General features: G+C 63.8%; 17 protein-coding genes. 9 read left to right on the forward strand and 8 right to left on the reverse strand.

Translation table 11 applies throughout. The annotated features are described in order from the left end of the window. Nucleotides 1-3 precede the first annotated feature (3 nt). Nucleotides 4-1,236, reverse strand: coding sequence for a cytochrome P450 (locus IVB27_RS03290; RefSeq protein ID WP_247441368.1), 1,233 nt, complete (start codon nt 1,234-1,236; stop codon nt 4-6). Between the two features lie 107 nt (nt 1,237-1,343). Between IVB27_RS03290 and IVB27_RS03295 the strand changes: the two genes are divergently transcribed. The 9 genes from IVB27_RS03295 (at nt 1,344) to cnbZ (ending at nt 12,815) form a co-directional block, all read left to right on the forward strand. Continuing rightward, complete coding sequence (locus IVB27_RS03295) at nt 1,344-1,898, forward strand: phosphonopyruvate decarboxylase (RefSeq protein ID WP_247441370.1); 555 nt, start codon at nt 1,344-1,346, stop codon at nt 1,896-1,898. Further along, the gene (locus IVB27_RS03300; RefSeq protein WP_247441371.1) at nt 1,895-2,485 is read left to right on the forward strand and encodes a thiamine pyrophosphate-dependent enzyme; all 591 of its coding nucleotides are present in this window, start codon (nt 1,895-1,897) and stop codon (nt 2,483-2,485) included. Before IVB27_RS03295 ends, IVB27_RS03300 begins: the two co-directional genes overlap by 4 nt. Before the next feature lie 135 nt (nt 2,486-2,620). Then, nucleotides 2,621-3,322, forward strand: a complete 702-nt coding sequence (locus IVB27_RS03305; protein ID WP_247441373.1) for a TetR/AcrR family transcriptional regulator — start codon at nt 2,621-2,623, stop codon at nt 3,320-3,322. Between the two features lies 1 nt (nt 3,323). Next, nucleotides 3,324-4,517 carry an efflux RND transporter periplasmic adaptor subunit gene (locus tag IVB27_RS03310; RefSeq protein ID WP_247441374.1) on the forward strand — a complete coding sequence of 398 codons (1,194 nt, stop codon included), beginning with the start codon at nt 3,324-3,326 and terminating at the stop codon, nt 4,515-4,517. A gap of 76 nt (nt 4,518-4,593) precedes the next feature. Next, the gene (locus IVB27_RS03315) at nt 4,594-7,689 is read left to right on the forward strand and encodes a MexW/MexI family multidrug efflux RND transporter permease subunit (protein WP_247350234.1); all 3,096 of its coding nucleotides are present in this window, start codon (nt 4,594-4,596) and stop codon (nt 7,687-7,689) included. 139 nt (nt 7,690-7,828) lie between these two features. Next, complete coding sequence (locus IVB27_RS03320; protein WP_247441376.1) at nt 7,829-10,426, forward strand: ATP-binding protein; 2,598 nt, start codon at nt 7,829-7,831, stop codon at nt 10,424-10,426. Next, complete coding sequence (locus IVB27_RS03325; protein WP_247349687.1) at nt 10,423-10,812, forward strand: response regulator; 390 nt, start codon at nt 10,423-10,425, stop codon at nt 10,810-10,812. The genes IVB27_RS03320 and IVB27_RS03325 overlap by 4 nt, the downstream gene beginning before the upstream one ends. Then, nucleotides 10,809-12,059: an adenylate/guanylate cyclase domain-containing protein gene (locus IVB27_RS03330; RefSeq protein ID WP_247441378.1), complete on the forward strand. Its 1,251-nt coding sequence runs from the start codon at nt 10,809-10,811 to the stop codon at nt 12,057-12,059. The genes IVB27_RS03325 and IVB27_RS03330 overlap by 4 nt, the downstream gene beginning before the upstream one ends. 9 nt (nt 12,060-12,068) lie before the next feature. Further along, nucleotides 12,069-12,815, forward strand: coding sequence for a 2-amino-5-chloromuconate deaminase CnbZ (gene cnbZ, locus IVB27_RS03335; RefSeq protein ID WP_247441380.1), 747 nt, complete (start codon nt 12,069-12,071; stop codon nt 12,813-12,815). On the opposite strand, the gene IVB27_RS03340 is transcribed toward cnbZ, so the two are convergent. The 7 genes from IVB27_RS03340 to IVB27_RS03370 are packed head-to-tail and all read right to left on the reverse strand — an operon-like array spanning nt 12,812 to nt 20,823. After that, on the reverse strand, nt 12,812-13,699 hold the full coding sequence (locus tag IVB27_RS03340) for an ABC transporter permease (protein WP_247441382.1): 888 nt from the start codon (nt 13,697-13,699) through the stop codon (nt 12,812-12,814). The two genes, cnbZ and IVB27_RS03340, sit on opposite strands and share 4 nt — an antisense overlap. Before the next feature lie 3 nt (nt 13,700-13,702). Continuing rightward, complete coding sequence (locus tag IVB27_RS03345; RefSeq protein ID WP_247349695.1) at nt 13,703-14,644, reverse strand: ABC transporter permease; 942 nt, start codon at nt 14,642-14,644, stop codon at nt 13,703-13,705. A 31-nt stretch (nt 14,645-14,675) separates the two neighbouring features. After that, the gene (locus IVB27_RS03350) at nt 14,676-16,187 is read right to left on the reverse strand and encodes an ABC transporter substrate-binding protein (RefSeq protein WP_247441384.1); all 1,512 of its coding nucleotides are present in this window, start codon (nt 16,185-16,187) and stop codon (nt 14,676-14,678) included. Nucleotides 16,188-16,210: 23 nt separating this feature from the next. Then, entirely contained in the window at nt 16,211-17,311 is a 1,101-nt protein-coding gene (locus IVB27_RS03355; protein ID WP_247441386.1) for an ABC transporter ATP-binding protein, read from the reverse strand. After that, complete coding sequence (locus IVB27_RS03360) at nt 17,311-18,300, reverse strand: ABC transporter ATP-binding protein (RefSeq protein WP_247441388.1); 990 nt, start codon at nt 18,298-18,300, stop codon at nt 17,311-17,313. Before IVB27_RS03360 ends, IVB27_RS03355 begins: the two co-directional genes overlap by 1 nt. After that, complete coding sequence (locus IVB27_RS03365) at nt 18,297-19,007, reverse strand: DUF1028 domain-containing protein (protein ID WP_247441390.1); 711 nt, start codon at nt 19,005-19,007, stop codon at nt 18,297-18,299. Before IVB27_RS03365 ends, IVB27_RS03360 begins: the two co-directional genes overlap by 4 nt. 10 nt (nt 19,008-19,017) lie before the next feature. Continuing rightward, a complete protein-coding gene (locus tag IVB27_RS03370; protein WP_247441393.1) occupies nt 19,018-20,823 on the reverse strand; it encodes a gamma-glutamyltransferase family protein in 1,806 nt (601 codons plus the stop codon). Between the last annotated feature and the right edge of the window lie 11 nt (nt 20,824-20,834).

Consider the following 20,834-nt stretch of genomic DNA (forward strand, 5'->3'; position numbering starts at 1 on the left):
ATCTCAGCCGATCGCGCAGGGCACGCTCAAAAATCCGCGGAACCGCACTCGTCCGCCCCGCACCGGCTGTCCGCTCACGGCGTAGTTCGGGAAGCGCACCAAAAAGCGCGAGACCGCGATGGCGCCTTCCAGCCGCGCCAGCGCCATGCCGGCGCATTGATGCGCGCCGGTGGCGAAGGCGAGATGCCGGTTCGGCGTGCGCGCGACGTCGAATCTCTCAGGGTCCGGAAACTGTGCCGGATCGCGGTTGGCAGCGCCGATGCAAAGCGTAATCGACGTGCCGGCGTCGAGCATGACGCCGCCGAGTTCGACCCGCTCGGTGGTCATGCGGTTGCCGAGTTGGTTAGAGCTTTCGTAGCGCAGCATCTCTTCGACCGCAGGTTTGATCAAATCCGGATGGCCGATCAAGCGCTGTTTCTGATCCGGATTCCGGTCGAGCGTCACGAGGCCGTTGCCGATCAGGTTGGTGGTGGTCTCGTGGCCGGCATTGAGCAGGAAGATGCAATTGTGCAGCAACTCCTTCTCGGTCAGCCGCTCGCCGTTCTCCTCGCCATTACCTTCTCCCTGGATCAGTCGCGTCAGCACGTCGCGTTCGGGATTGCCGGGCCTTTCGCGACGGCGCACGACCAGCGTCGAGAGATAAGCGAGAAATTCCGTCACGGCTTTATTGCCGCGGGCAGCCACTTCCGGCGACACCACCGGTTCGAGCGCACCGAGGATCGCCAACGACCAGTCGCGCAGCGGCTCGCGCTCGTCATGGGGAACGTCGAGCAGATTGCCGATCACCTCGATGGGGATCGATGCGGCGAAGTCCTCGATCAGTTCGCAATCACCTTTGGCGGCGATGGCGTCGAGCAGGCCGTCAACCAGCTTGATGATATCGGGCTCCATCCCCGCGATCGCACGCGGTGACAGCGCGCCCATGATCAGGCGCCGTACGCGCGTATGCGCCGGCGGATCGTTGAAGACGAGGCTGGTGGTGTGGTGCTCGTAGAGCGGGGTGTCGCCGTATTTCGGCGCGAACTCACGCCTCTTGTCCGAGCTGAACGATATTGTGTTCTTGTAGGTCGTGACGAGATCGTCATAGCGGGTCAGGAACACGGTGCCGTTGGGCAGGCGCTTGACCGGTTCGTTCTCCCGCAGTGCACGATAGGTCGGGTAGGGATCGGCGTAGAAGTCGGACGTCAGCTTCTCCAGATCGAACTTGGCCGCCAATTCATTCGCACTTGCGTTCATGCCGCCATACTCGCCGGTTGAGTCCGATATGCTGTTTTCGCTCTTTCGAGCGGCGCGGGTCACCGTCTACAGTCGTGCCGTGATTTGCAAGCCGACCGGACAGGAAAATGCACGCCCGCGCTGACGCTGCCGAGACGGCCGCCGAGTCTAGCACTCATTGGCCCGACGATATTTTCGCGACCTTGCAACGCTTCGGCGTCCGGCAGGTGCCCTACGTGCCCGACGCCGGCCATTCGAGGCTGATCGAGCGCGTGCTGGCCTCGTCCACGATGCGCGGCATTCCGCTGACGACGGAGGAGGAGGGCGTGGCGCTGCTGGCCGGCGCCTGGACCGGCGGACAGCGCGGTGTGTTGCTGATGCAGTCGAGCGGCGTCGGCAATTGCATCAACATGCTGTCGCTGATCCCGATCCTGCGCTTTCCCTTCCTCACGCTGGTGACCATGCGCGGCGAGTGGGGCGAGTTCAATCCGTGGCAGGTGCCGATGGGATCGACCACGCAGGGCGTATTCGAACTATCAGGCGTCAAGGTGCTGCGTGCCTCGAACGCGGCCGAGGTGCCGGCCGTATTGGAGGCGGCGGCTGGACAGGCCTATAACGCCCTTACGCCCACCGCTGTCCTGCTGTCGCAGCGCCTGATCGGCGCCAAGGTCTTCACCAAATGAGCAAGGCCAATCTCCTCGACCGCCGTCAGGTGGTGTCCACGCTGCTTGCGAACCGCAAGGACGTGGTTGCGATCGGCGGCCTCGGAGCTTCCACCAACGACATGTGCGCGGCTGGCGACCACGCGCGCAACTTCTATCTCTGGGGCGGCATGGGTGGCGCGACGATGATCGGCCTAGGGCTCGCGCTGGCGCAGCCAAAACTGCCGGTGCTCGTCATCACCGGTGACGGCGAGATGCTGATGGGGCTGGGCAGCCTCGCCACCATCGGCCTGCAGAAGCCGCCCAACCTCTCGATCGCGGTGCTCGACAACGAGGCCTATGGCGAGACCGGCGGCCAGACCAGCCACACCTCGGCCGCCGCCGACCTCGTCGGCGTCGCCAGGGCCTGCGGCATCGGGGATAGCCGGTCTGTGACAACCATGGCCGAGGTCGAGGCCTTCGCCAAAGCCGTCCACGACGTCTCGGCCGGACCACGATTCGCCAACGTGAAAATCGACAGCGCCAATCTGGAGCGGATATTGCCAAGTCGGGATGGGACTTACATTCTCAACCGGATCCGGGGCGACCTCGGCTTTCAGCCGATCTAGGCTGGCTTCCCCAGCGGCCCCGTCCTGCGCAGGGACGATGTAAGCAAGATCAATTTCAACTGAAATTACAACGCATTTAGGTTGCGTTGCAGCATAGTGCTTGACTTTTACGTGGGTGAGTGCTTACTCACCAGCATGAGCTCATTGCGTATGACGAGCGACCTGAGGCGTCAATTGATCCTCGGCGCCGCAAAGCGTTGCTTTGCCCGACACGGCTATACCGGCACCACGACCAAGAGCGTGGCGGCCGCCGCTGCCATTTCCGAGGCGCTGCTGTTCAAGCATTTCCCGTCCAAGGCCGCGCTGTACGCCGAAATTCTCAGCGACGAATGCGAGGCTGACCCGGCGCTCATGGAGCTGCTCGAACGGGAGCCCTCGACGGTCACCCTGGTCGAAGTGATCCGCGGCATGGTCGGACATTTCCTTCACATCGCCGACGGGCCCGACCAGGAAGAAGCCCAGCGCCTGCGACTGATGGCCACGAGTCATTTGGATGACGGCGAATTCGCCCGTTTGCTATATGCCAAGATCGAAACGCTGATCGGGGCGGTCTTCGTCGCCTCGCTCGAGCGTGCGGTTGCCGCCGGGGACGCGCGGCCATGCAACGGCGAACCGCTCAACCTGTTCTGGTTTGCGCATCACACGGCGATGACGGCTGCGCTAGCCAGGCTGCCGGCCACGCCGTGTCTCGCTTATGGCAAGGCGAACGACCTCGAGCGGCAGCTCTGCGAGTTTCTCCTGAGGGGTATCGGACTTAACGACGCCGCAATTGCGTCGCATTTGGGCCGCGATCAGGCCGCGGATGCGGGCAAAACGGCGATTGCAGAAAGCGTATGACATGAACATCGTAACCGAACACAAGATTTCGGGCGAACCGATCGACACCAAGGCTCCCAAGCGTCCGGTCCGGCCGGTGCTCTGGTTCGTTATCATCGGAGCGCTTCTGGGCGTGCTGGTCGGTGGCCTCGTCTGGTTCAATTATTTCCGCGGCCAGATGATCAAGCAGTTCTTCGCCAACAACAAGCCGCCGCCGGTCGCGGTCAGCGCCGCCGAGGCGAAGTCCGAGGTGGTGCCGAATCTGTTGACTGCGGTCGGTGGTCTCGCCGCCGTGCACCAGGTCGACGTCAGCGCCGACGTCAACGGCCGCGTCACCGAGATCAAGTTCGAGCCGGGCACGCATGTCGAGGCCGGCACGCCGCTGGTGCAATTGTTCGACGCGGCCGAGCAGGGCGATCTCGCGAGCTTCAAGGCGCAGGCAACCGTCGCGCAGCTGTCGCTCGACCGCGCCAAGCAATTGGCGTCGCGCCAGTTCGGTCCGCAGGCGACCGTTGATCAGGCGCAGGCTGCCTACGACCAGGCAATGGCCGGAATTGCCAAGACCGAGGCATTGATTTCGCAGAAGCTGGTGCGTGCACCGTTCTCCGGCGATCTCGGCGTCCGCAAGGTCGAGGTCGGCCAGTATCTGACAGCCGGCACGGCGATCGTTTCGCTGACCGATCTGTCGGAGCTGTGGGCCAACTTCACGGTGACGGAAAAGGACTCGGGCAACCTCAAGGTCGGTCAACCGGTTCGGCTGAAGGTCGATGCCTATCCGGGCCGCACCTTCGACGCCAAGATCACCACGATCGAGCCGCAGATCTCGACCGACACCCGCAACATCCGCGTGCAGGCGACCATCTCCAATCCGGAGAAGATCCTGAAGCCCGGCATGTTCGTGACCACCACTGTGGTGCTGCCGGACAAGCCGGCCGTGATCACCGTGCCGGAGACGGCGGTCGACTACACGCTGTACGGCGACTCGGTGTTCGTGATCACCGAGAAGAAGGAAGAGGACGGCAAGACCAGCCTGAGCGCGGTGCGCACTTTCGTGCAGACCGGCAACCGGGTCGAAGGCCGCGTCGAAATCGTCAAGGGCGTGAAGCCGGGCGACAAGGTCGTCGCCGTCGGCCAGCTCAAGCTGCAATCGGGCGCGGCGGTGTCGATTTCGACCGACCCGGCTCCGCAGATTCCGGCGCAGCCGCCGCGATACTGACATCGCACACGTCGCAGCATGATCCGGCCCGGCCGGGTCATGCGCTTTGCAAGTCAACGAAATCGAGATCGCCGCGATGCGCTTTACTGATATTTTCATCAAACGGCCGGTCCTGTCGATCGTCGTCAGCCTGCTGATCCTGCTGATCGGCCTGCGCGCGGCAACGACGCTGCCGATCCGGCAATATCCGAAGCTGTCGAACACGGTCATCAACATCACGACCGTCTATCCGGGCGCGTCCGCGGACCTGATCCAGGGCTTCATTACGACGCCGATCGAGCAGGCGGTCGCTTCCGCCGAAGGTGTCGATTACATCACCTCGTCCTCGGTACTCGGCACCTCGACGATCCAGGTCTACATCAAGCTGAATTTCGATCCGAACCAGGCGCTGACCGAGGTTCTGGCCAAGACCAACTCGGTCAAATACCTGATCCCGAAGGAATCCAACGATCCGATCGTCACCAAGACCACGGGCCAGACCACGGCCGTGATGTATCTCGGATTCTCGTCCGAAGAGCTGTCGGGCTCGGCGATATCAGACTATCTGACGCGCGTTGTGCAACCGGTGCTGTCGACCGTCGACGGCGTGGCCTCCGCCGACATTCTCGGTGGTCAGACCTTTGCAATGCGGCTGTGGCTTGATCCCCTGAAGATGGCGGGCCGCAACGTGTCGCCTGCGGATGTCGCGGCCGCGATCACCGCCAACAACTTCCAGTCCGCGGCGGGGCAGACCAAGGGCTATCTGATTGTCTCAAACGTATCGACGAATACGGGCCTGACCGACGTCAACCAGTTCAAGAAGATGATCGTCAAGGCCAAGGACGGCGGCTTCGTGCGGATGGAGGACATCGCCACCGTCGAGCTTGCGGCCCAAAGCACCGACGCGAGCGTTGCCTTCAACGGCGAGCACGCGATCTTTATCGGTGTGCAGGCAACGCCGCAGGGCAACCCGCTGACTCTGGTCAAGGGCGTGCGGGCGCTGTTCCCTGAGCTGGAGCGCAATCTGCCGCCGTCGATGAAGATGAAGGTCGCCTACGATTCGACCAAGTTCATCCAATCTTCGATCGACGAGGTGGAGAAGACGCTGGGCGAGGCCGTAATCATCGTGATCGTGGTGATCTTCCTGTTCCTGGCCTCGTTCCGCTCGGTCATCATTCCCGTCGTCACCATCCCGCTGTCGATGATCGGCGTCTGCACGCTGATGCTGGCGCTCGGGTTCAGCTTCAATTTGCTGACGCTGCTTGCGATGGTGCTCGCGATCGGCCTCGTGGTCGACGACGCCATCGTGGTGGTGGAGAACATCCATCGCCATCTGGAGGAGGGGAAAACGCCGGTCCAGGCGTCGCTGGAAGGCGCGCGCGAAATCGTCGGTCCCATCATCTCGATGACCATCACGCTCGCGGCCGTGTACGCGCCGATCGGTTTCCTTGGCGGCCTGACCGGCTCGCTGTTCCGCGAATTCGCCTTCACGCTTGCGGGCTCGGTGATCGTGTCCGGCGTGATCGCGCTGACGCTGTCGCCGATGATGTGCTCGGTGCTTCTGAAGAACACCGAAGAGGGCCGCTTCGCCAAGTTGGTCAACAAGGTGTTTGGCGCGCTGACGCGGTGGTACGGACGCAGGCTCGATCGCTCGCTCGACTACAAGGCCATCACCGGCCTGTTTGCGGTGACCATCCTCGGGCTGGTCGGCTTCCTCTACATGCACACGTCGAAGGAGCTGGCGCCCGAGGAAGACCAGGGCATCGTGTTCGCGGTGACCAAGGCGCCGAAATACGCCAACATCGACTACGTCGACTTTTACGGCGAGAAGCTCGACAAGGAATTCCAGAAGTTCCCCGAGACCGATCTTCGCTTCGTGCTGAACGGCATCAACGGCCCGCAGGGCGGTATCGCCGGCATGCTGCTGAAGCCGTGGGAGGAGCGCAAGCGCTCGTCGATCCAGCTGAAGTCGCTGGTGCAGGCCGAGCTTTCCAAGATCGAGGGCGTGCAGGCGTTCGCGTTCAACCTGCCGCCGCTCCCGGGCGGCCCGGGCGGCCTGCCGGTGCAGATGGTCATCAACTCCACCGCCAGTTTCCAGACTGTCTATGAACAGATGGAGAAGTTGAAGGCTGCCGCCCGCAAGAGCGGAATGTTCATCGTCTCCGACAGCGACCTTGCCTACAACCAGCCGAACGTGAAGGTGACGATCAACCGCACCAAGGCGCAGGATCTCGGCGTCAACATGCAGAACCTCGGCAGCACGCTCGCGGTGCTGCTCGGCGGCAACTACATCAACCGCTTCAATCTCGAGGGCCGTTCCTATCAGGTCATCCCGCAGGTGCCGCGCGGCCAGCGGCTCTCGCCGGAATCGCTCGCCGGCTACTACGTCACAACCAACACCGGCCAGCAGCTTCCGCTCTCGACGGTGGTATCGATCGAGACCAAGACCGAGCCGAATTCGCTGACACATTACAATCAGCTCAATTCGGCGACCTTCTCGGCGGTGCCGATGCCCGGCGTGACCGTCGGTGCGGCGGTCGACTTCCTCGAGAGCGAAGCCAAAAACCTGCCGCAAGGTTTCAGCCATGATTATCTAGCTGACAGCAGGCAATATGTGCAGGAAGGCAACCAGCTCGCGGTCACCTTCGGCTTCGCGCTGATTATCATCTTCCTGGTGCTGGCGGCGCAGTTCGAGAGCTTGCGAGATCCGCTGGTCATCATGATCTCGGTCCCGATGGCGATCGTCGGCGCACTGATCCCGCTGTTCTTCGGCGTGGCGACCATGAACATCTACACCCAGGTCGGACTGCTGACTTTGGTGGGCCTGATCACCAAGCACGGCATCCTGATGGTCGAGTTCGCCAACGAGCTCCAGATCAACGAGCGGCTCGATCGCCGCTCAGCCATCGAAATGTCGGCCCGCATCCGTCTCAGGCCGATCCTGATGACCACGGCCGCGATGGTGACGGGCCTGATCCCGCTCCTGACCGCGACCGGCGCGGGCGCGGCCAGCCGCTTCTCGATCGGTCTGGTGGTCGTCGCCGGCATGTCGATCGGCACGCTGTTCACGTTGTTCGTGCTGCCCGCGGTTTACGTGGTGCTGGCGACCGACCATCGCGCGGCGGCCGATTCCGAGCGGAACAAGCAGGTCAACGATCTCGACCTCGGCTCCAAGGCGCTGCGGCCAACCTGAGGACGCAGGTAAGCTAACCCGAGGGCGGCAGCGGCATTCCGCTGCCGCCCTTTTCTATTTGCCCCGGGGGTCCGATTGCCATCAGGCTTTCCCGCGCTCGCGAGAGACAAGGTCCGGTCTTCTTGCTAGGTTCGGCGGGATGAGCCTTTCCCTCCACCCCGATACCCCGCAAGCACGGGCGCTGCCGACTGCGGCGCCGGCTGGCGTCGCGTCCAGCACGACGCCAGGGCAGGGGATCAGGACCCGGCTCTTCACCAAATATGTCGCGCTGTTCGTGGCCGTCGTCGCCATCGCGCTGCTGGCCAACGGCCTGTTCGAGGTCTTCTTCTATTATCGCGAGCACAAGGCCGCGCTGATCCGGGTTCAGCATGAACAGGCCGAGGCGGCTGCGGCCAAGATCGGTCAGTTCGTCAAGGAGATCGAGAGCCAGCTCGGCTGGACCACGCAGCTGCCCTGGTCGGCGAGCTCGATCGAGCAGCGCCGGTTCGACGCGCTACGGCTGCTGCGCCAGGTGCCCGCCATCACCGAGCTCGCCCAGATCGATGCGACCGGCAGGGAGCGGCTGCGGGTCTCGCGGCTCGCCATGGACGCGATCGACAGCGGGATCGACCTGTCGGACGATCCGAAGTTCACCGAGGCGGTCGCGCACAAGGTTTTTTACGGCCCGGTCTATTTCCGCAGGGAGTCCGAGCCGTACATGACACTGGCGCAGGCCGGGTCGCGCAAGGATGCGGGCGTCAGCGTCGCGGAGGTCAATCTCAAGCTGATCTGGGACGTCGTGTCCCAGATCAAGGTCGGCGAGCACGGACACGCCTACGTGGTCGGTCCGGAGGGACGCCTGATCGCGCACCCCGATATCAGCCTGGTCCTGCGCAACACCGACATGTCTGGTCTCGCGCAGGTGCGCGCCGCGCTGGCCGGAGGCGGCGCCACGCTCGATGCGCTTTCCGAAGCGCGCAACATCCAGGGACAGAAAGTGCTGACCGCATCGGCTCCGATCGCGCCGCTGCACTGGACCATGTTCGTCGAGATGCCGGTCGAGGAAGCCTATGCGGCGCTCTATGCTGCGTTGGAACGGCTTGCCTTCGTGCTGCTCGCGGCGTCGATCTTCGCGGTGCTCGCCGGGATATTCCTGGCGCGTCGCATGGTCGGGCCGATCCAGGCGCTGCGGAGCGGCGCCGAGCGCATCGGCGGCGGCGATTTCTCCCAGCGGATCTCGATCAGGACCGGCGACGAGCTCGAGGGGCTCGCGGACCAGTTCAACCACATGGGCGAGCGCCTGCAGGAATCCTATGCGGATTTGGAAAAAAAGGTCGAGGTGAGAACGGCTGAGTTGACCGAGTCGCTCGAGCAACAGACCGCTACGTCGGAAGTGTTGCAGGTCATCAGTTCGTCCCCGGGCGAACTCACACCGGTGTTCCACAAGATGCTCGAGAATGCCACACGCGTCTGTGGCGCGAGTTTCGGCGTAATGAATCTGTGGAATGGCGAGAGTTTCACGATTGTTGCGGATTACAATGTGCCGCCTGCGTTCGCGGCTTCGCGAAAAGACCTGCCGATCCGTCCTCATCCGGAGAGCGCACTTGCTGTGGTCGTTAGGACACGCCGGGTCGTCCATGTTCATGATGTGCAGGAAACTCCGGCCTATCTTGCCGGAGGCCCGACCATTCGTGGAATCTCCGACGTCGCCGGCGCCCGCACGATCGTCATAGTGCCCATGATGAGGGAAAATGAGCTGATCGGAACGCTCGCAGTTTATCGCAAGGAGGTCCGGCCGTTTACCGATAAGCAAATCGCGTTGGTTGAGAATTTCACGAAGCAAGCCGTCATCGCTATCGAGAACACGCGACTGCTGAACGAGTTGCGCAAGCGTACGACGGAGCTGTCGCAATCCCTCGAAGATCTCCGCGCCGCGCAGGACCGCCTGGTCCAAACCGAGAAGCTGGCGTCCCTCGGTCAGCTCACGGCGGGGATCGCGCATGAGATCAAGAATCCGCTCAATTTCGTCAACAATTTCTCGTCGGTGTCGATGGAGTTGATCGACGAGCTTAACGAGGCCCTGCAAACGGCCTCGCTCGACGGCAAGACCAAGGAAGAGGTCGAAGAGCTGACCGGCATGCTCAAGAGCAATCTCGAAAAGGTGGTGCAGCACGGCAAGCGCGCCGACTCCATTGTCAGGAACATGCTTCTGCATTCGCGCGAGGGCTCCGGCGAGCATCGCCCCAGCGATATCAACGCGATCGTGGAAGAGAGCCTCAATCTCGCTTATCATGGCGCGCGTGCCGAAAGACCCGCCTTCAACGTCACGATCGAGCGCAGCTTCGACCCCGCGGCGGGCATGGTCGATATTTATCCGCAGGAAATCACTCGCGTCTTCCTCAATCTGATCTCGAATGGCTTCTACGCCACAGCAAAGCGCAAGGAGAGCGCCACAGACGCCTTCGAGCCCACCTTGCGCGCGGAAACGAAAAATCTCGGCGATAAGCTCGAGGTACGTATTCGCGACAATGGCACCGGGATTCCGCCCGAGGTGAAGGAGAAGATGTTCAATCCCTTCTTCACCACCAAGCCGGCCGGCGAGGGCACCGGGCTCGGCCTTTCCATGAGCCATGACATCGTCGTGAATCAGCACGGCGGTACCATCGACGTGAACACCGAGCCCGGAGTATTCACCGAGTTCATCATCACCCTGCCGCGCATAATGGCGGCGGGCGACACTTCCGGAGGCAAGTCTTGAACGTTTACATCCTGGTCGTCGATGACGAACCCGACGTCGAGACGCTGTTCCGGCAGCAGTTCCGGCGCGACCTGCGCGCCGGCCGCTTCCAGATGGAATTCGCGCCGTCTGCGCCCGATGCGCTGAAGCTCGCCGCCGAGGTTCGCGATCCCTCGTTGATCCTGATCCTGTCAGACATCAACATGCCCGGCATGAGCGGGCTCGACATGCTGCCGAAGGTGCGTGACGCGCATCCTGACGTTCCCGTCATCATGATCACCGCCTATGGCGATGCAGAGACGCGCCGGAAGGCGATCGAGCGCGGCGCGGTCGGACTTCTCACCAAGCCGATCGATTTCGCGCTGCTGCGGCAGGAAATCGACACGAGGCTCGAGCAAGCCGCATGACCGCGACCATTCTCTTCGTCGACGACGAGCCGGATCTCGAGGCATTGGTCCTGCAAAAATTCCGCAGGCAGATTCGCGATGGGCTGGTGACCATCATGTTCGCGCGCGATGGCCTCGAGGCGCTGCAGTCGCTCGAGCAGAATCCGCATGTCGACATGGTCGTCTCCGACATCAACATGCCGCGGATGGACGGGCTGTCGCTGCTGGCGAAGCTCCAGGAAGCCGAAGACAAGAAGTCCACCATCATCGTGTCGGCCTATGGCGACATGAGCAATATCCGCACTGCGATGAACCGCGGTGCGTTCGACTTCCTGACCAAACCGATCGACTTCGCCGACCTGGAGATGACGATCCAGAAGACCATCCGCCACATCGAAATGCTGCGTGAGGTGCGAGGCCGCCAGGCGGAGGCGGAGCGCGCCCACGCCGCGCTGTCGCGTCATTTCTCGCCCGAGCTCGCCAAGCGTCTCGCGGCAGGGAGCGAAGGTAAGGGAATCGAAGTACAGTGGCGCGATGTAGCGACCATCTTCACCGACATTACCGGCTTCACCTCGCTGGTCGAGAGTGTGCCCCCGGAGACGCTGGGCGCGCTTCTCAACGAATATGTCGGCGGGATGACCGAGGTCGTTTTCGCCCAAGAGGGGACAGTTGCCAAGATCATCGGCGATGCGATCCAGGTGCTCTTCAACGCGCCCGGCGATCAGCCCGATTATGCGACACGCGCAGTCGCCTGCGCGCACGGTCTCGACGCCTGGGCGGAGGATTTTTCCGCACGCTGGAAGACGAGAGGCGTGAATTTCGGCACCACCCGTATCGGCGTTCACGCCGGGCCGGCCCTGGTCGGCAATTTCGGCGGCAACCGGTTCTTCGACTACACCGCGTACGGCGACTCCATCAACATCGCGGCGCGGCTGGAAACCGCAAACAAGCATCTGGGCACACGGATTTGCGTCAGTGCCAGCGTCGCCAAGGCGGCTGAGAATTTTCAAGGCCGTCCCGTCGGCGAGCTGTTGCTGCGCGGACGCAGCGAGCCGTTGCGCGCGTTCGAGCCGCTGGCGCAGGCCCAATTCGCTGCGCCGGAAACGGCGCTGTATTCCGAGGCTTTTGCCAAGATGGAGGCCGGTGACGGCGCCGCCATGCCGGCTTTTGCCGCGCTGGTCGGAATGCATGCCGACGACTCCCTCGCCGGCTTTCACCTGAAGCGCCTGCTCAACGGCGCCAAGGGTATTCGCATGCAACTGGAATAGGAGTCCGACATGACACGCGAATTCTCCGCCGGCAATTACCGCTTTATCCCGTCCGTGTTCCAGTATTCAGCCGGTGCGGCCGCGGATGACGGCTATGAGATCGAGCGCGTCCGCTTCGACCGCCCGGTGCCGCTCGCGGAAGGGTTTGCGCTTGCGGCGAAATACATCCAGGAGGCGGGGCGGCCACTGACGGCGTTCTGCGCCTGTGAGCTGCGCTCACCGGCGGCCTTCAGCGAGGACGGTTTTCGCGCGTTCAACCTGCATTATGTTAAGACGCTGTCCGAATGGGGCATCTTCGACGGCACCACGAATCCGGTGGCGCGCAGCAATGTCTGTCCCGAGATCGATCCGCCGGCCGAGCCGTCGTTCTATGCGTTCTCCTTCACGCGGCCGACGAGCTCGAGGACGCCGAGCTTCGTGATCGCCGGCGGCGCCGAAGCGCGCGAGGGTAGCGGATCCTATGTCGAGCGTACCGTGCGCTACCGCGACCTCAGCCCGGAGGGCCTTCGCGAAAAGGTCCGCTTCACGACGACCTCGCAGATGGAGAACCGGATGACGGCCTTCGGCTTCGGCTGGAAGGACACGACCGGCGTGCAGGCTTATTCCGTGCACGACTTCCACCACGCGCTGGTCGACGAGCTGGTCCGCCGCGGCGCGCTGCGCTCCGGCCTGTCCTGGCACTATGCCCGGCCGCCGGTGGTCGATCTCGAATACGAGATGGATTGCCGCCGGGTGATGCGGGAGATGGTGATCTAGCGCTGGCGCGGATCGAGCGCGTCGCGCAGGCCGTCGCCGAGCAGGTTCAGCGACAGCACCACGAGGAAGATCGCAAGCCCCGGCCAGATCGCCATCCAGGGCGCCTGGGTCAAGAAGCGCTGTGCCGCATTGAGCATGCTGCCCCAGGACGGCGCGGGTGGCTGCTGGCCGAGGCCGAGGAAGGACAGCGCTGCTTCGGCGATGATGGCGGCGGCGATCGACAGTGTCGCCTGCACCAGAAGCGGGGGCAGGATGTTCGGCAGGATATGCGAAAATGCGACCCGCCACGGCGGATTGCCGAGCGCGCGAGCCGCCTCTACATAATCCTCGGCCTTGACGTTCAACACCAGCCCGCGCGTCAGGCGGATGAAGATCGGGGTGGCTGAGATACCGATCGCGATCATGGCGTTGCCGAGGCTCGGACCGAGGAACGCGGCGAGTGCGATCGCCAGGATCAGGAACGGGCAGGCCAGCATCGCGTCGGTGATCCGGCTGATCAGCGCATCGACAAAACCGCCACGATAGCCGGCGAGCAGGCCGAGCGGCACGCCGATGCCGAGCGCAATCGTAACCGAGATCAGGCCCGCGAGCAGCGATGCGCGCGCGCCGTAGACGACACGGCTCAGGATATCGCGGCCGAGCTCGTCGGTGCCGAACCAGTGCGCCGCGGTGGGCGGCTTGCGCACCAGGCTCCAGCTCGTCGCTATGGGATCATAGGGCACGACGAGTGGCGCAAGCAGCGCGAAGCCGATGAACAAGGCGATGACGACAAGTCCAAATACCGCCGCCTTGCGCTTGAACAGCCGCCGCCGCGCGCGGCGCGCCGGGCTGTCCAGCTCGTAGGCCTGGGTGGTGGGACTTGCAGATAGCGCAGCGTCGGTCATCGCCTAGCCCCTTAGCCGCGGATTGACGAGGACATAGGCGACGTCGGCAACGAGGTTGAGGGTAATGTAAACCGTCGCCGTGACCAGCACCACACCCTGCACCACCGCATAGTCGCGGTTGAACACCGCGTCCACGATCAGCTTGCCGAAGCCGGGAATGGAGAAAATCTGTTCGGTCAGCACGGCGCCTGACAGCAATGTGCCGAGCTCGAGCGCGCCAAGCGTGATGATAGGCGTCAGCGCATTGCGCATGGCGTGCTTGAGGATGACCGAGCGTTCCGACAGTCCCTTTGCGCGCGCGGTGCGGACATAATCGCTTTCCAGCACCTGGAGCATGGCGCTGCGGGTATGCCGCATCAAAACCGCGGAAATCGCATTGCCGAGTACGAAGGCGGGCATGATGGTGGCAGCCAGACTCGCGCGCCAGTTTTCGGTGAGCGGCACGTAACCCGAAGCCGGCAGCCAGCCAAGTTCGATCGAGAACAGGAAGATCAGCATGATGCCGAGCCAGAAATTCGGCGTCGAGATGCCCCATAGCGCGAACAAATTCGCGCCATAGTCCCAGGCGGTACCCTTCTTAACGGCGGAGACGATGCCGGCGGGAATGCCGATGAAGAACGCGATCAGGATCGCCATCGATCCGAGCTGGAGCGTCACCGGCAGCTTCTGCGCGATCAGCTCGCGCACCGGCATCTTGTTGCGCAGGGACTCGCCGAAATCGCCTGATAGAACGCCCTTGAGCCAATAGACGTACTGTACCGGGATCGGCTTATCGAGCTTATACTGCTGCCGGATCTGTTCGATCACGGCGGGATCTCGCTCCTCCCCGGCCATCACCAGCGCGGGATCGCCCGGCAATAATTGCTGGAGCGAGAAGATCAGCACCGACACGAAGAACAGTGTCGGCACAATCTGCGCGATGCGATGGGCGAGGAAGTTCAGCATGGCTCGGATCGCGTCCTGGAGGCGGCCTCGATCACTTGAACTTCAACCCGACCACCCGCACCAGCCCGTCGGGCATCTGCTTGTAGCCCTGCAGCTTGGTCGTATGCGCGATCAAGAGCGTGCGGTGATAGATGTAGATGATGGGCAGATCGTCGAGCAGGATTTTCGCCAGCTTTTGGTAGATCGCCTTGCGCTCCTCGACATTGGACGTCATCCGTCCATCTTCCATCAACTTGTCGGCATCCGGGTTTGCGTACACGCCGTCATTCTGCGCCGCCTTGCTGCGCATGAAGATGTAGGAATTGCCGTCGGGATCGATGCGGCCGCTCCAGTTGATCTGGAAAACCTGGAACTCGCCGGCCTGGGCCTGCTTGAAGGTCGTCGCGAACTCGACGGCGCGGATCTTGATGTCGAAGCCCGCTTCCGCGGCCATCGACTGGACCACCTGGGCGACGGCTTCATTCTCCGCGCCCTTGGGGATCATGTAATCCACGGTCACGGGCAGCGTGACCCCGGCTTCCTTCAACAGCGCTTTCGCCTTCGCGATGTCACGGCCGTGGACCGGGAAGGCCTTCTGGTAATAGGGATGTGTCGGGCTGACCCATTGATTGCCCGGCGTGAACTCGCCGTTGAAGACGACCTGATTGAGGGCTTCGCGGTCGATGGAAAGGTCGAGCGCCTGGCGGACTTTGGCCGACTGGCTCAGCGGCCCCTTGGTCTTGTCGTTACCGATGTTGACGGTCAGGCCGAGATAGCCGAGCTCGGGCGCCGTCGACAGCACCAGCCGGGAATCGGCGCGCACGTCCTTGATATCGGTGGCGAGCACGCGCTCGATCAAATCGAGTCCGCCGGACTTCAGATTGGCGAGGCGGACGGTGGCATCGACGATCGGCAGGAATACGACCCGGTCGATATGGATGTTGTCCTTGTTCCAGTAGTCGGCAAATTTTTCGAACACCATGCGGTCCTGCTGGACGCGTTCGACAAATTTGTAAGGTCCTGCGCAGACCGGATGCAGGCCGAACTTGTCGCCGGCGTCCTTCGCCGCCTTCGGCGACACCATCATGCCGGAGCGGTCGGTGAGCTGGGCAATCAGCGGCGAGTAGGGGGTCTTGAGCACCAGCTTGATGGTCAGGGGATCGACGACCTCGACATGGTCGACGCTGGCAAGCTCGGGCTTCCGGAACGAGGTCGGCAGCGTCATATGACGCTCGATCGAGAACTTTGCGGCCTCCGCGTCCAGCGGCTCGCCGTCATGAAACTTGACGTTGGGTCGGAGCTTGATCGTCATCTCCTTGCCGTCGGCCGAGGTCTCGTGTGACAGCGCGAGCTGCGGCACGATGTTCAGCTTCTCGTCGATGTCGAACAACTTGTCGCAGAAGGCGGAGAATACGATGCGGCCGACATAGGTGCGGCCGACACTGGGGTCGAGAATGTCGGGGTCCTCGGCGATGCCGATGCGAAGCGTGGTCTGGGCCTGGGCGCCGCCCACGAGCGACGTCAGCAATGCCGACGTCAGGATCGCCAAACGCATGAAACTCATCGCTCTCACCCTCTGTTTGACGGCTAGGCCGGGTCGGTCCTCAATGAACTAACCCCGCCGGCGCGTGCTGCTTCCGGGCCGCCGCTGAAGGCGGCGACCAATTTTTCAAGAACCGGCGAGAAGCCCCCGTCCGACGGTACGATCGCCTCGGACGACGGCAGTTCCGACGTTCGGTGGCACGCCGTTGCATGTCCGATGCCATCCGGCAGCAGCTGTGGCATTTCGCTGCGGCAGCGCTCGACCACATAGGGGCAGCGAGTGTGGAAGCGGCATCCCGGCGGCGGATTCAGCGCGCTGGGGATCTCTCCCTGAAGCACGATCCGGCTGCGCTTTGCCCGCGGTTTAGGCACGGGGATCGCGGACAATAGCGCCCGACTATAGGGATGGCGGGGTGCGGCGAACAGCGCGTCCGCCGCCGCTGTCTCGACGATCTGGCCGAGACTCATCACCGCCACATGGTCGGCGATGTGCTTGACCACGGCGAGGTCATGCGAGACGAAAATGTAGGCGAGGCCGAGCCGGTCCTGGAGTTCGCGCAGCAGATTGAGGATCTGCGAGCGAATCGAGACGTCGAGCGCCGAGACCGGCTCATCACAGATGATCAGTTTTGGCTCGACCGCGAGCGCTCGGGCAATCGCGATGCGCTGTCGCTGGCCGCCGGAGAATTCGTGCGGATAACGCCGGGCCAACCGCGACTCCAGCCCGACCAGCCGCAAGATCTTCTCGACGCGCTCGCGCCGCTGTGCCGCCGGCACGAGATCATGCAGCGCCAGCGGCTCGGTCAGGATCTGGCCGACGGTCATGCGTGGGTTGAGCGAGGCGTAGGGATCCTGGAAAATGATCTGCGCCTCGCGGCGGAAGGCGCGCAGCGCGACGGCGTCGAGGGAGAGGAGATCGCGGCCTTCGAAACGGATTGTGCCTGCATCCGGCTCGATCAGCCGCAGCACCAGGCGGCTGACGGTGGATTTGCCGCAGCCGGATTCGCCGACCAGCGCCAGCGTCTTGCCGGCCTCCAGCGAGAAGGAAACGCCGTCAACCGCTTTGACATGCGCCAGCGCCCGGCCGAACAGCGAGCGCTCGGCGACGAAATGCTTGACCAGGCCTTCGACCTCGAGCAGCGCCATCAGGACACCAGGCGTTCGAGCGGCGCGCGGATACAGCGCGAGAGGTGGCCGGGGCTCGCTTCGACGAGCGGCGGCGGTGCCTTGGTACAGGCGTCCAGCACGAAAGGGCAGCGCGCGGCGAAACGACAGCCCGCGGGGGGGTGCATCATGTTCGGGACCATGCCCTCGATCGTGGCAAGCTGTTCGGCGCGATGGTCCAGCCGCGGGATCGAGCCGAGCAGGCCGACGGTGTAGGGATGCTGCGGCGCCGAGAACAATTCGTCGACCGGCGCGCGTTCGACGATCTCGCCGGCATACATGACGGCGACCTCATCGCAGACTTCGGCGACGACGCCGAGATCGTGGGTGATCAGGATGATCGCGGCGCCGCTCGCCGCCTTCAATTCCCGCATCAACTCGAGGATCTGCGCCTGCAAGGTGACGTCGAGCGCGGTGGTCGGTTCGTCCGCGATCAGCAGCCGCGGGTCGCAGGCGAGCGCCATCGCGATCATGACGCGTTGGCGCATGCCGCCGGAGAGCTTGTGCGGATATTCGTCGATCCGCCGCTCGGGCGAGGGAATGTGAACGCGACGCAGCAGTTCGATTGTCCGGTCGCGCGCGCTGCGGCGTGAGCCGCCGCGGTGGCGCAGAATCGTCTCGATGATCTGGTCGCCGATGGTGAAGCTCGGATTGAGCGAGGTCATCGGCTCCTGAAAGATCATCGCGAGCCGGTTGCCGCGGAGGTCCCGCAATATCTGGTCTGGTACCTGCAACAGATCGAAGCCGTCAAAACGGATCGCGCCTGAGATCTCCGCGCCCTGCTTCGGCAGCAGGCCCATGATCGCCAGCGAGGTCACGCTCTTGCCGCAGCCGGATTCGCCGACGAGGCCGAGCGTCGCGCCGTTGGCGACGCTGAGATCGACGCTGTCGACCGCGTGGGTGATGCGGCCGTCGTCGCCGTGAAAACGGATGCGGAGATCCCTGATCTCGATGAGGAGGCTCGCGTTCATGACCGTTTTGCGCGCGCTGCGGCGATGCTGGCGTCGATGACGCTGCGATCGGTGTTGCCTGCCGGGTTCTGCCGCGTTGGCATCGAGTCGCGGAAGTGAACCCACAGCTCCTGGCTGACTTGTTCGAGCCGTTCGAGCTCGCCGAGCGGATCGGGATGATCGTCGGCACGTACGTCCAGGACCGGCCATTCCTCCTCGCCATGGATCAGGAGCGCGGCGGACTGCTTGCCGCGTTTGTCCCCGCCGGCGGCCTCGCCCGCGCGCATCGCGGCGAGCAAGCGGCGCGGGAAGGGCAGGCTGTCATTGGCGATGTAGGTTCTTGCGGTCTCGTCGAGCACGTCGGCGCCCGCGAGCATGTTGCCGGCGATCGAAAAGCCGCTGCCCGCGATATGCCCGCACCAGTCGACGCAGTCGCGCCCGGTATGCGCCGCGATCTCGCCGCTCGCATCCATGATGTGGATCTGGCGGCTCTCGCGGCCATCGTCGGTCGCGAGCAGGGCGGCCAGCACGTCGTGCGCGTTGAGACCCTCGCGCAGCAGCTTGACGCCGTCGATGCCGTAATAGGGATTGACGAAGGCCTGCGTCGCGATGGCGCCGAGACCGGCAGCGATATAAGGGACACGCGCGCCGACGGCGAAGAAGCGCGTGGCAACGGCGATGCCGAACTGACCGGTGGCAGAATCTCGCGCGATGATCGACCAGGTCATATGCTGCCCTTTAGCGCCCTGCGGCGTAGCCCTGCATGCCGCGCGGATTGGCGGCGGCGCGCCGTCGTACACCGACGCGGGAGGCCGCGGTGAGGCGGCCTTCCGACCAGTCCGATCCGACTTCGACGATATGTCCGCGTTCGCGAAGATTCTCGATCGTCGCCTTCGGCACGCGGTTCTCGACCACGAGCACGCCGGGGCGCGCGGTACGCGGCCAGAACGAGATCGGAAAGTGCTCGGAATGCCAGGCCGGCGCATCGATGGCTTCCTGGAGATTGAGGTTGCAATGGACGTGCCGCAGGAAAAACTGCGTGATCCACTGATCCTGCTGGTCGCCGCCGGGCGAGCCCCATGCCAGGTAAGGCTCGCCGTCACGCAATGCCATGGTGGGTGAGAGTGTGGTGCGCGGTCGCTTGCCGGGCGCGAGCGCCGCGGGGTGATCATCCTCCAGCCAGAACATCTGGGCGCGGCTGCCGAGGCAGAAGCCGAGCTCCGGAATGATCGGAGAGGATTGCAGCCAGCCGCCCGACGGCGTCGACGACACCATGTTGCCAGCCTTGTCGATGATGTCGAAATGCACGGTGTCGCCGCGCACCTCGCCGAAACGCCCCACCGTTGGCTCGCCGGCGCCGAGCGCGCCGACCGCCTCGCGCTGCCCCTCGGCACGGCGCAGCTTGACCACGCCGCCAAAGCCCTCGATCGAGCCGGGGAGGAAGTCGAGCGAAGCCTTGTCGGTGACGAGCTTGCGTCGTTCGTCGTTATAGGCGTCCGACAACAGCGTCGCGATCGGGATATCGCTGAACTTGGGGTCGCCGTAGAATTTCTCGCGGTCGGCAAAGGCGAGCTTGGCGCATTCGATCTGGAGGTGGATGAATTCCGGACCGGTCGGATTGAGCCCGTCAAGCGCAAAGCCCTTCAGGAGCGCGAGTTGCTGCAGCGTCACCGGGCCCTGGCTCCAGACCCCGGCCTTGCACACTGTGTAGCGGCCGTAGTCGTAGGTCAGCGGCGCCTCGACCGTCGGCTGCCAGCGCGCCATGTCGTCGGCCGATAGCACGCCGCGATGCGGCGAGCCGCTGACGTCCATCACCTCCTGGGTGCGGCAGAATTTGTCGATGGCTTCCGCCACAAAGCCATGCGACCACGCCTTTCGGGCGCGCTCGATCTCGGCGTCGCGGTCGCCGCCGTCGCTTTCGGCTTCGCTCAGAATCCGTGCGTAGGTCGCCGCAAGTGTCTTGTTGGTGAAGAGTGTGCCGGGTTTTGGCACTTCGCCGTTCGGGAGATAGACGGCGGCCGACGTCGGCCAGTGCTTGCGGAACAATTGCTCGACAATCTGGATCGTGGCGCAGGCGCGCTCGACCAGAGGATAGCCGTCGCGCGCATAAGAGATCGCAGGCTCCAGCACGTCGCGCACGCGCATCGTCCCATAGTCACGCAGCAGCATCATCCAGGATTCGAAGGTGCCGGGGACGCACGCCGCGAGCAGGCCGGTGCCGGGCACCATGTCGAGGCCTTCGCTCTTGTAATGCGCGATGGTGGCGCGGGCCGGTGCCGGACCCTGGCCGCAGATCACCTCGGTGCGACCGCGCTTGACGTCGTGCACGATGATCGGCACGTCGCCGCCGGGACCGTTCAGATGCGGCTCGACCACCTGGAGCGTGAAAGCGGTGGCGACGCCGGCGTCGAAGGCGTTGCCGCCCTTTTCCAGGATGGCCATGCCGACGGCGGTCGCGATCCAGTGCGTGGTCGCGACGACCCCGAAGGTGCCCTCGATCTCGGGGCGCGTCGTGAAAGGATCGGGATTGACATTGCTGGCCATGGACTACCTCA

This window comes from Bradyrhizobium sp. 197 (assembly GCF_023073375.1).
Classification (GTDB): domain Bacteria; phylum Pseudomonadota; class Alphaproteobacteria; order Rhizobiales; family Xanthobacteraceae; genus Bradyrhizobium.

Coding starts and splice junctions, on each gene's coding strand:
- IVB27_RS03320 (WP_247441376.1), top strand. CDS start 7,829: ATGAGCCTTTCCCTCCACCCCGATACCCCGCAAGCACGGGCGCTGCCG.
- IVB27_RS03315 (WP_247350234.1), top strand. CDS start 4,594: ATGCGCTTTACTGATATTTTCATCAAACGGCCGGTCCTGTCGATCGTC.
- IVB27_RS03340 (WP_247441382.1), bottom strand. CDS start 13,699: ATGACCGACGCTGCGCTATCTGCAAGTCCCACCACCCAGGCCTACGAG.
- IVB27_RS03310 (WP_247441374.1), top strand. CDS start 3,324: ATGAACATCGTAACCGAACACAAGATTTCGGGCGAACCGATCGACACC.
- IVB27_RS03305 (WP_247441373.1), top strand. CDS start 2,621: ATGAGCTCATTGCGTATGACGAGCGACCTGAGGCGTCAATTGATCCTC.
- IVB27_RS03330 (WP_247441378.1), top strand. CDS start 10,809: ATGACCGCGACCATTCTCTTCGTCGACGACGAGCCGGATCTCGAGGCA.
- IVB27_RS03370 (WP_247441393.1), bottom strand. CDS start 20,823: ATGGCCAGCAATGTCAATCCCGATCCTTTCACGACGCGCCCCGAGATC.
- IVB27_RS03300 (WP_247441371.1), top strand. CDS start 1,895: ATGAGCAAGGCCAATCTCCTCGACCGCCGTCAGGTGGTGTCCACGCTG.
- IVB27_RS03365 (WP_247441390.1), bottom strand. CDS start 19,007: ATGACCTGGTCGATCATCGCGCGAGATTCTGCCACCGGTCAGTTCGGC.
- IVB27_RS03295 (WP_247441370.1), top strand. CDS start 1,344: ATGCACGCCCGCGCTGACGCTGCCGAGACGGCCGCCGAGTCTAGCACT.
- cnbZ (WP_247441380.1), top strand. CDS start 12,069: ATGACACGCGAATTCTCCGCCGGCAATTACCGCTTTATCCCGTCCGTG.
- IVB27_RS03355 (WP_247441386.1), bottom strand. CDS start 17,311: ATGGCGCTGCTCGAGGTCGAAGGCCTGGTCAAGCATTTCGTCGCCGAG.
- IVB27_RS03345 (WP_247349695.1), bottom strand. CDS start 14,644: ATGCTGAACTTCCTCGCCCATCGCATCGCGCAGATTGTGCCGACACTG.
- IVB27_RS03290 (WP_247441368.1), bottom strand. CDS start 1,236: ATGAACGCAAGTGCGAATGAATTGGCGGCCAAGTTCGATCTGGAGAAG.
- IVB27_RS03360 (WP_247441388.1), bottom strand. CDS start 18,300: ATGAACGCGAGCCTCCTCATCGAGATCAGGGATCTCCGCATCCGTTTT.
- IVB27_RS03350 (WP_247441384.1), bottom strand. CDS start 16,187: ATGAGTTTCATGCGTTTGGCGATCCTGACGTCGGCATTGCTGACGTCG.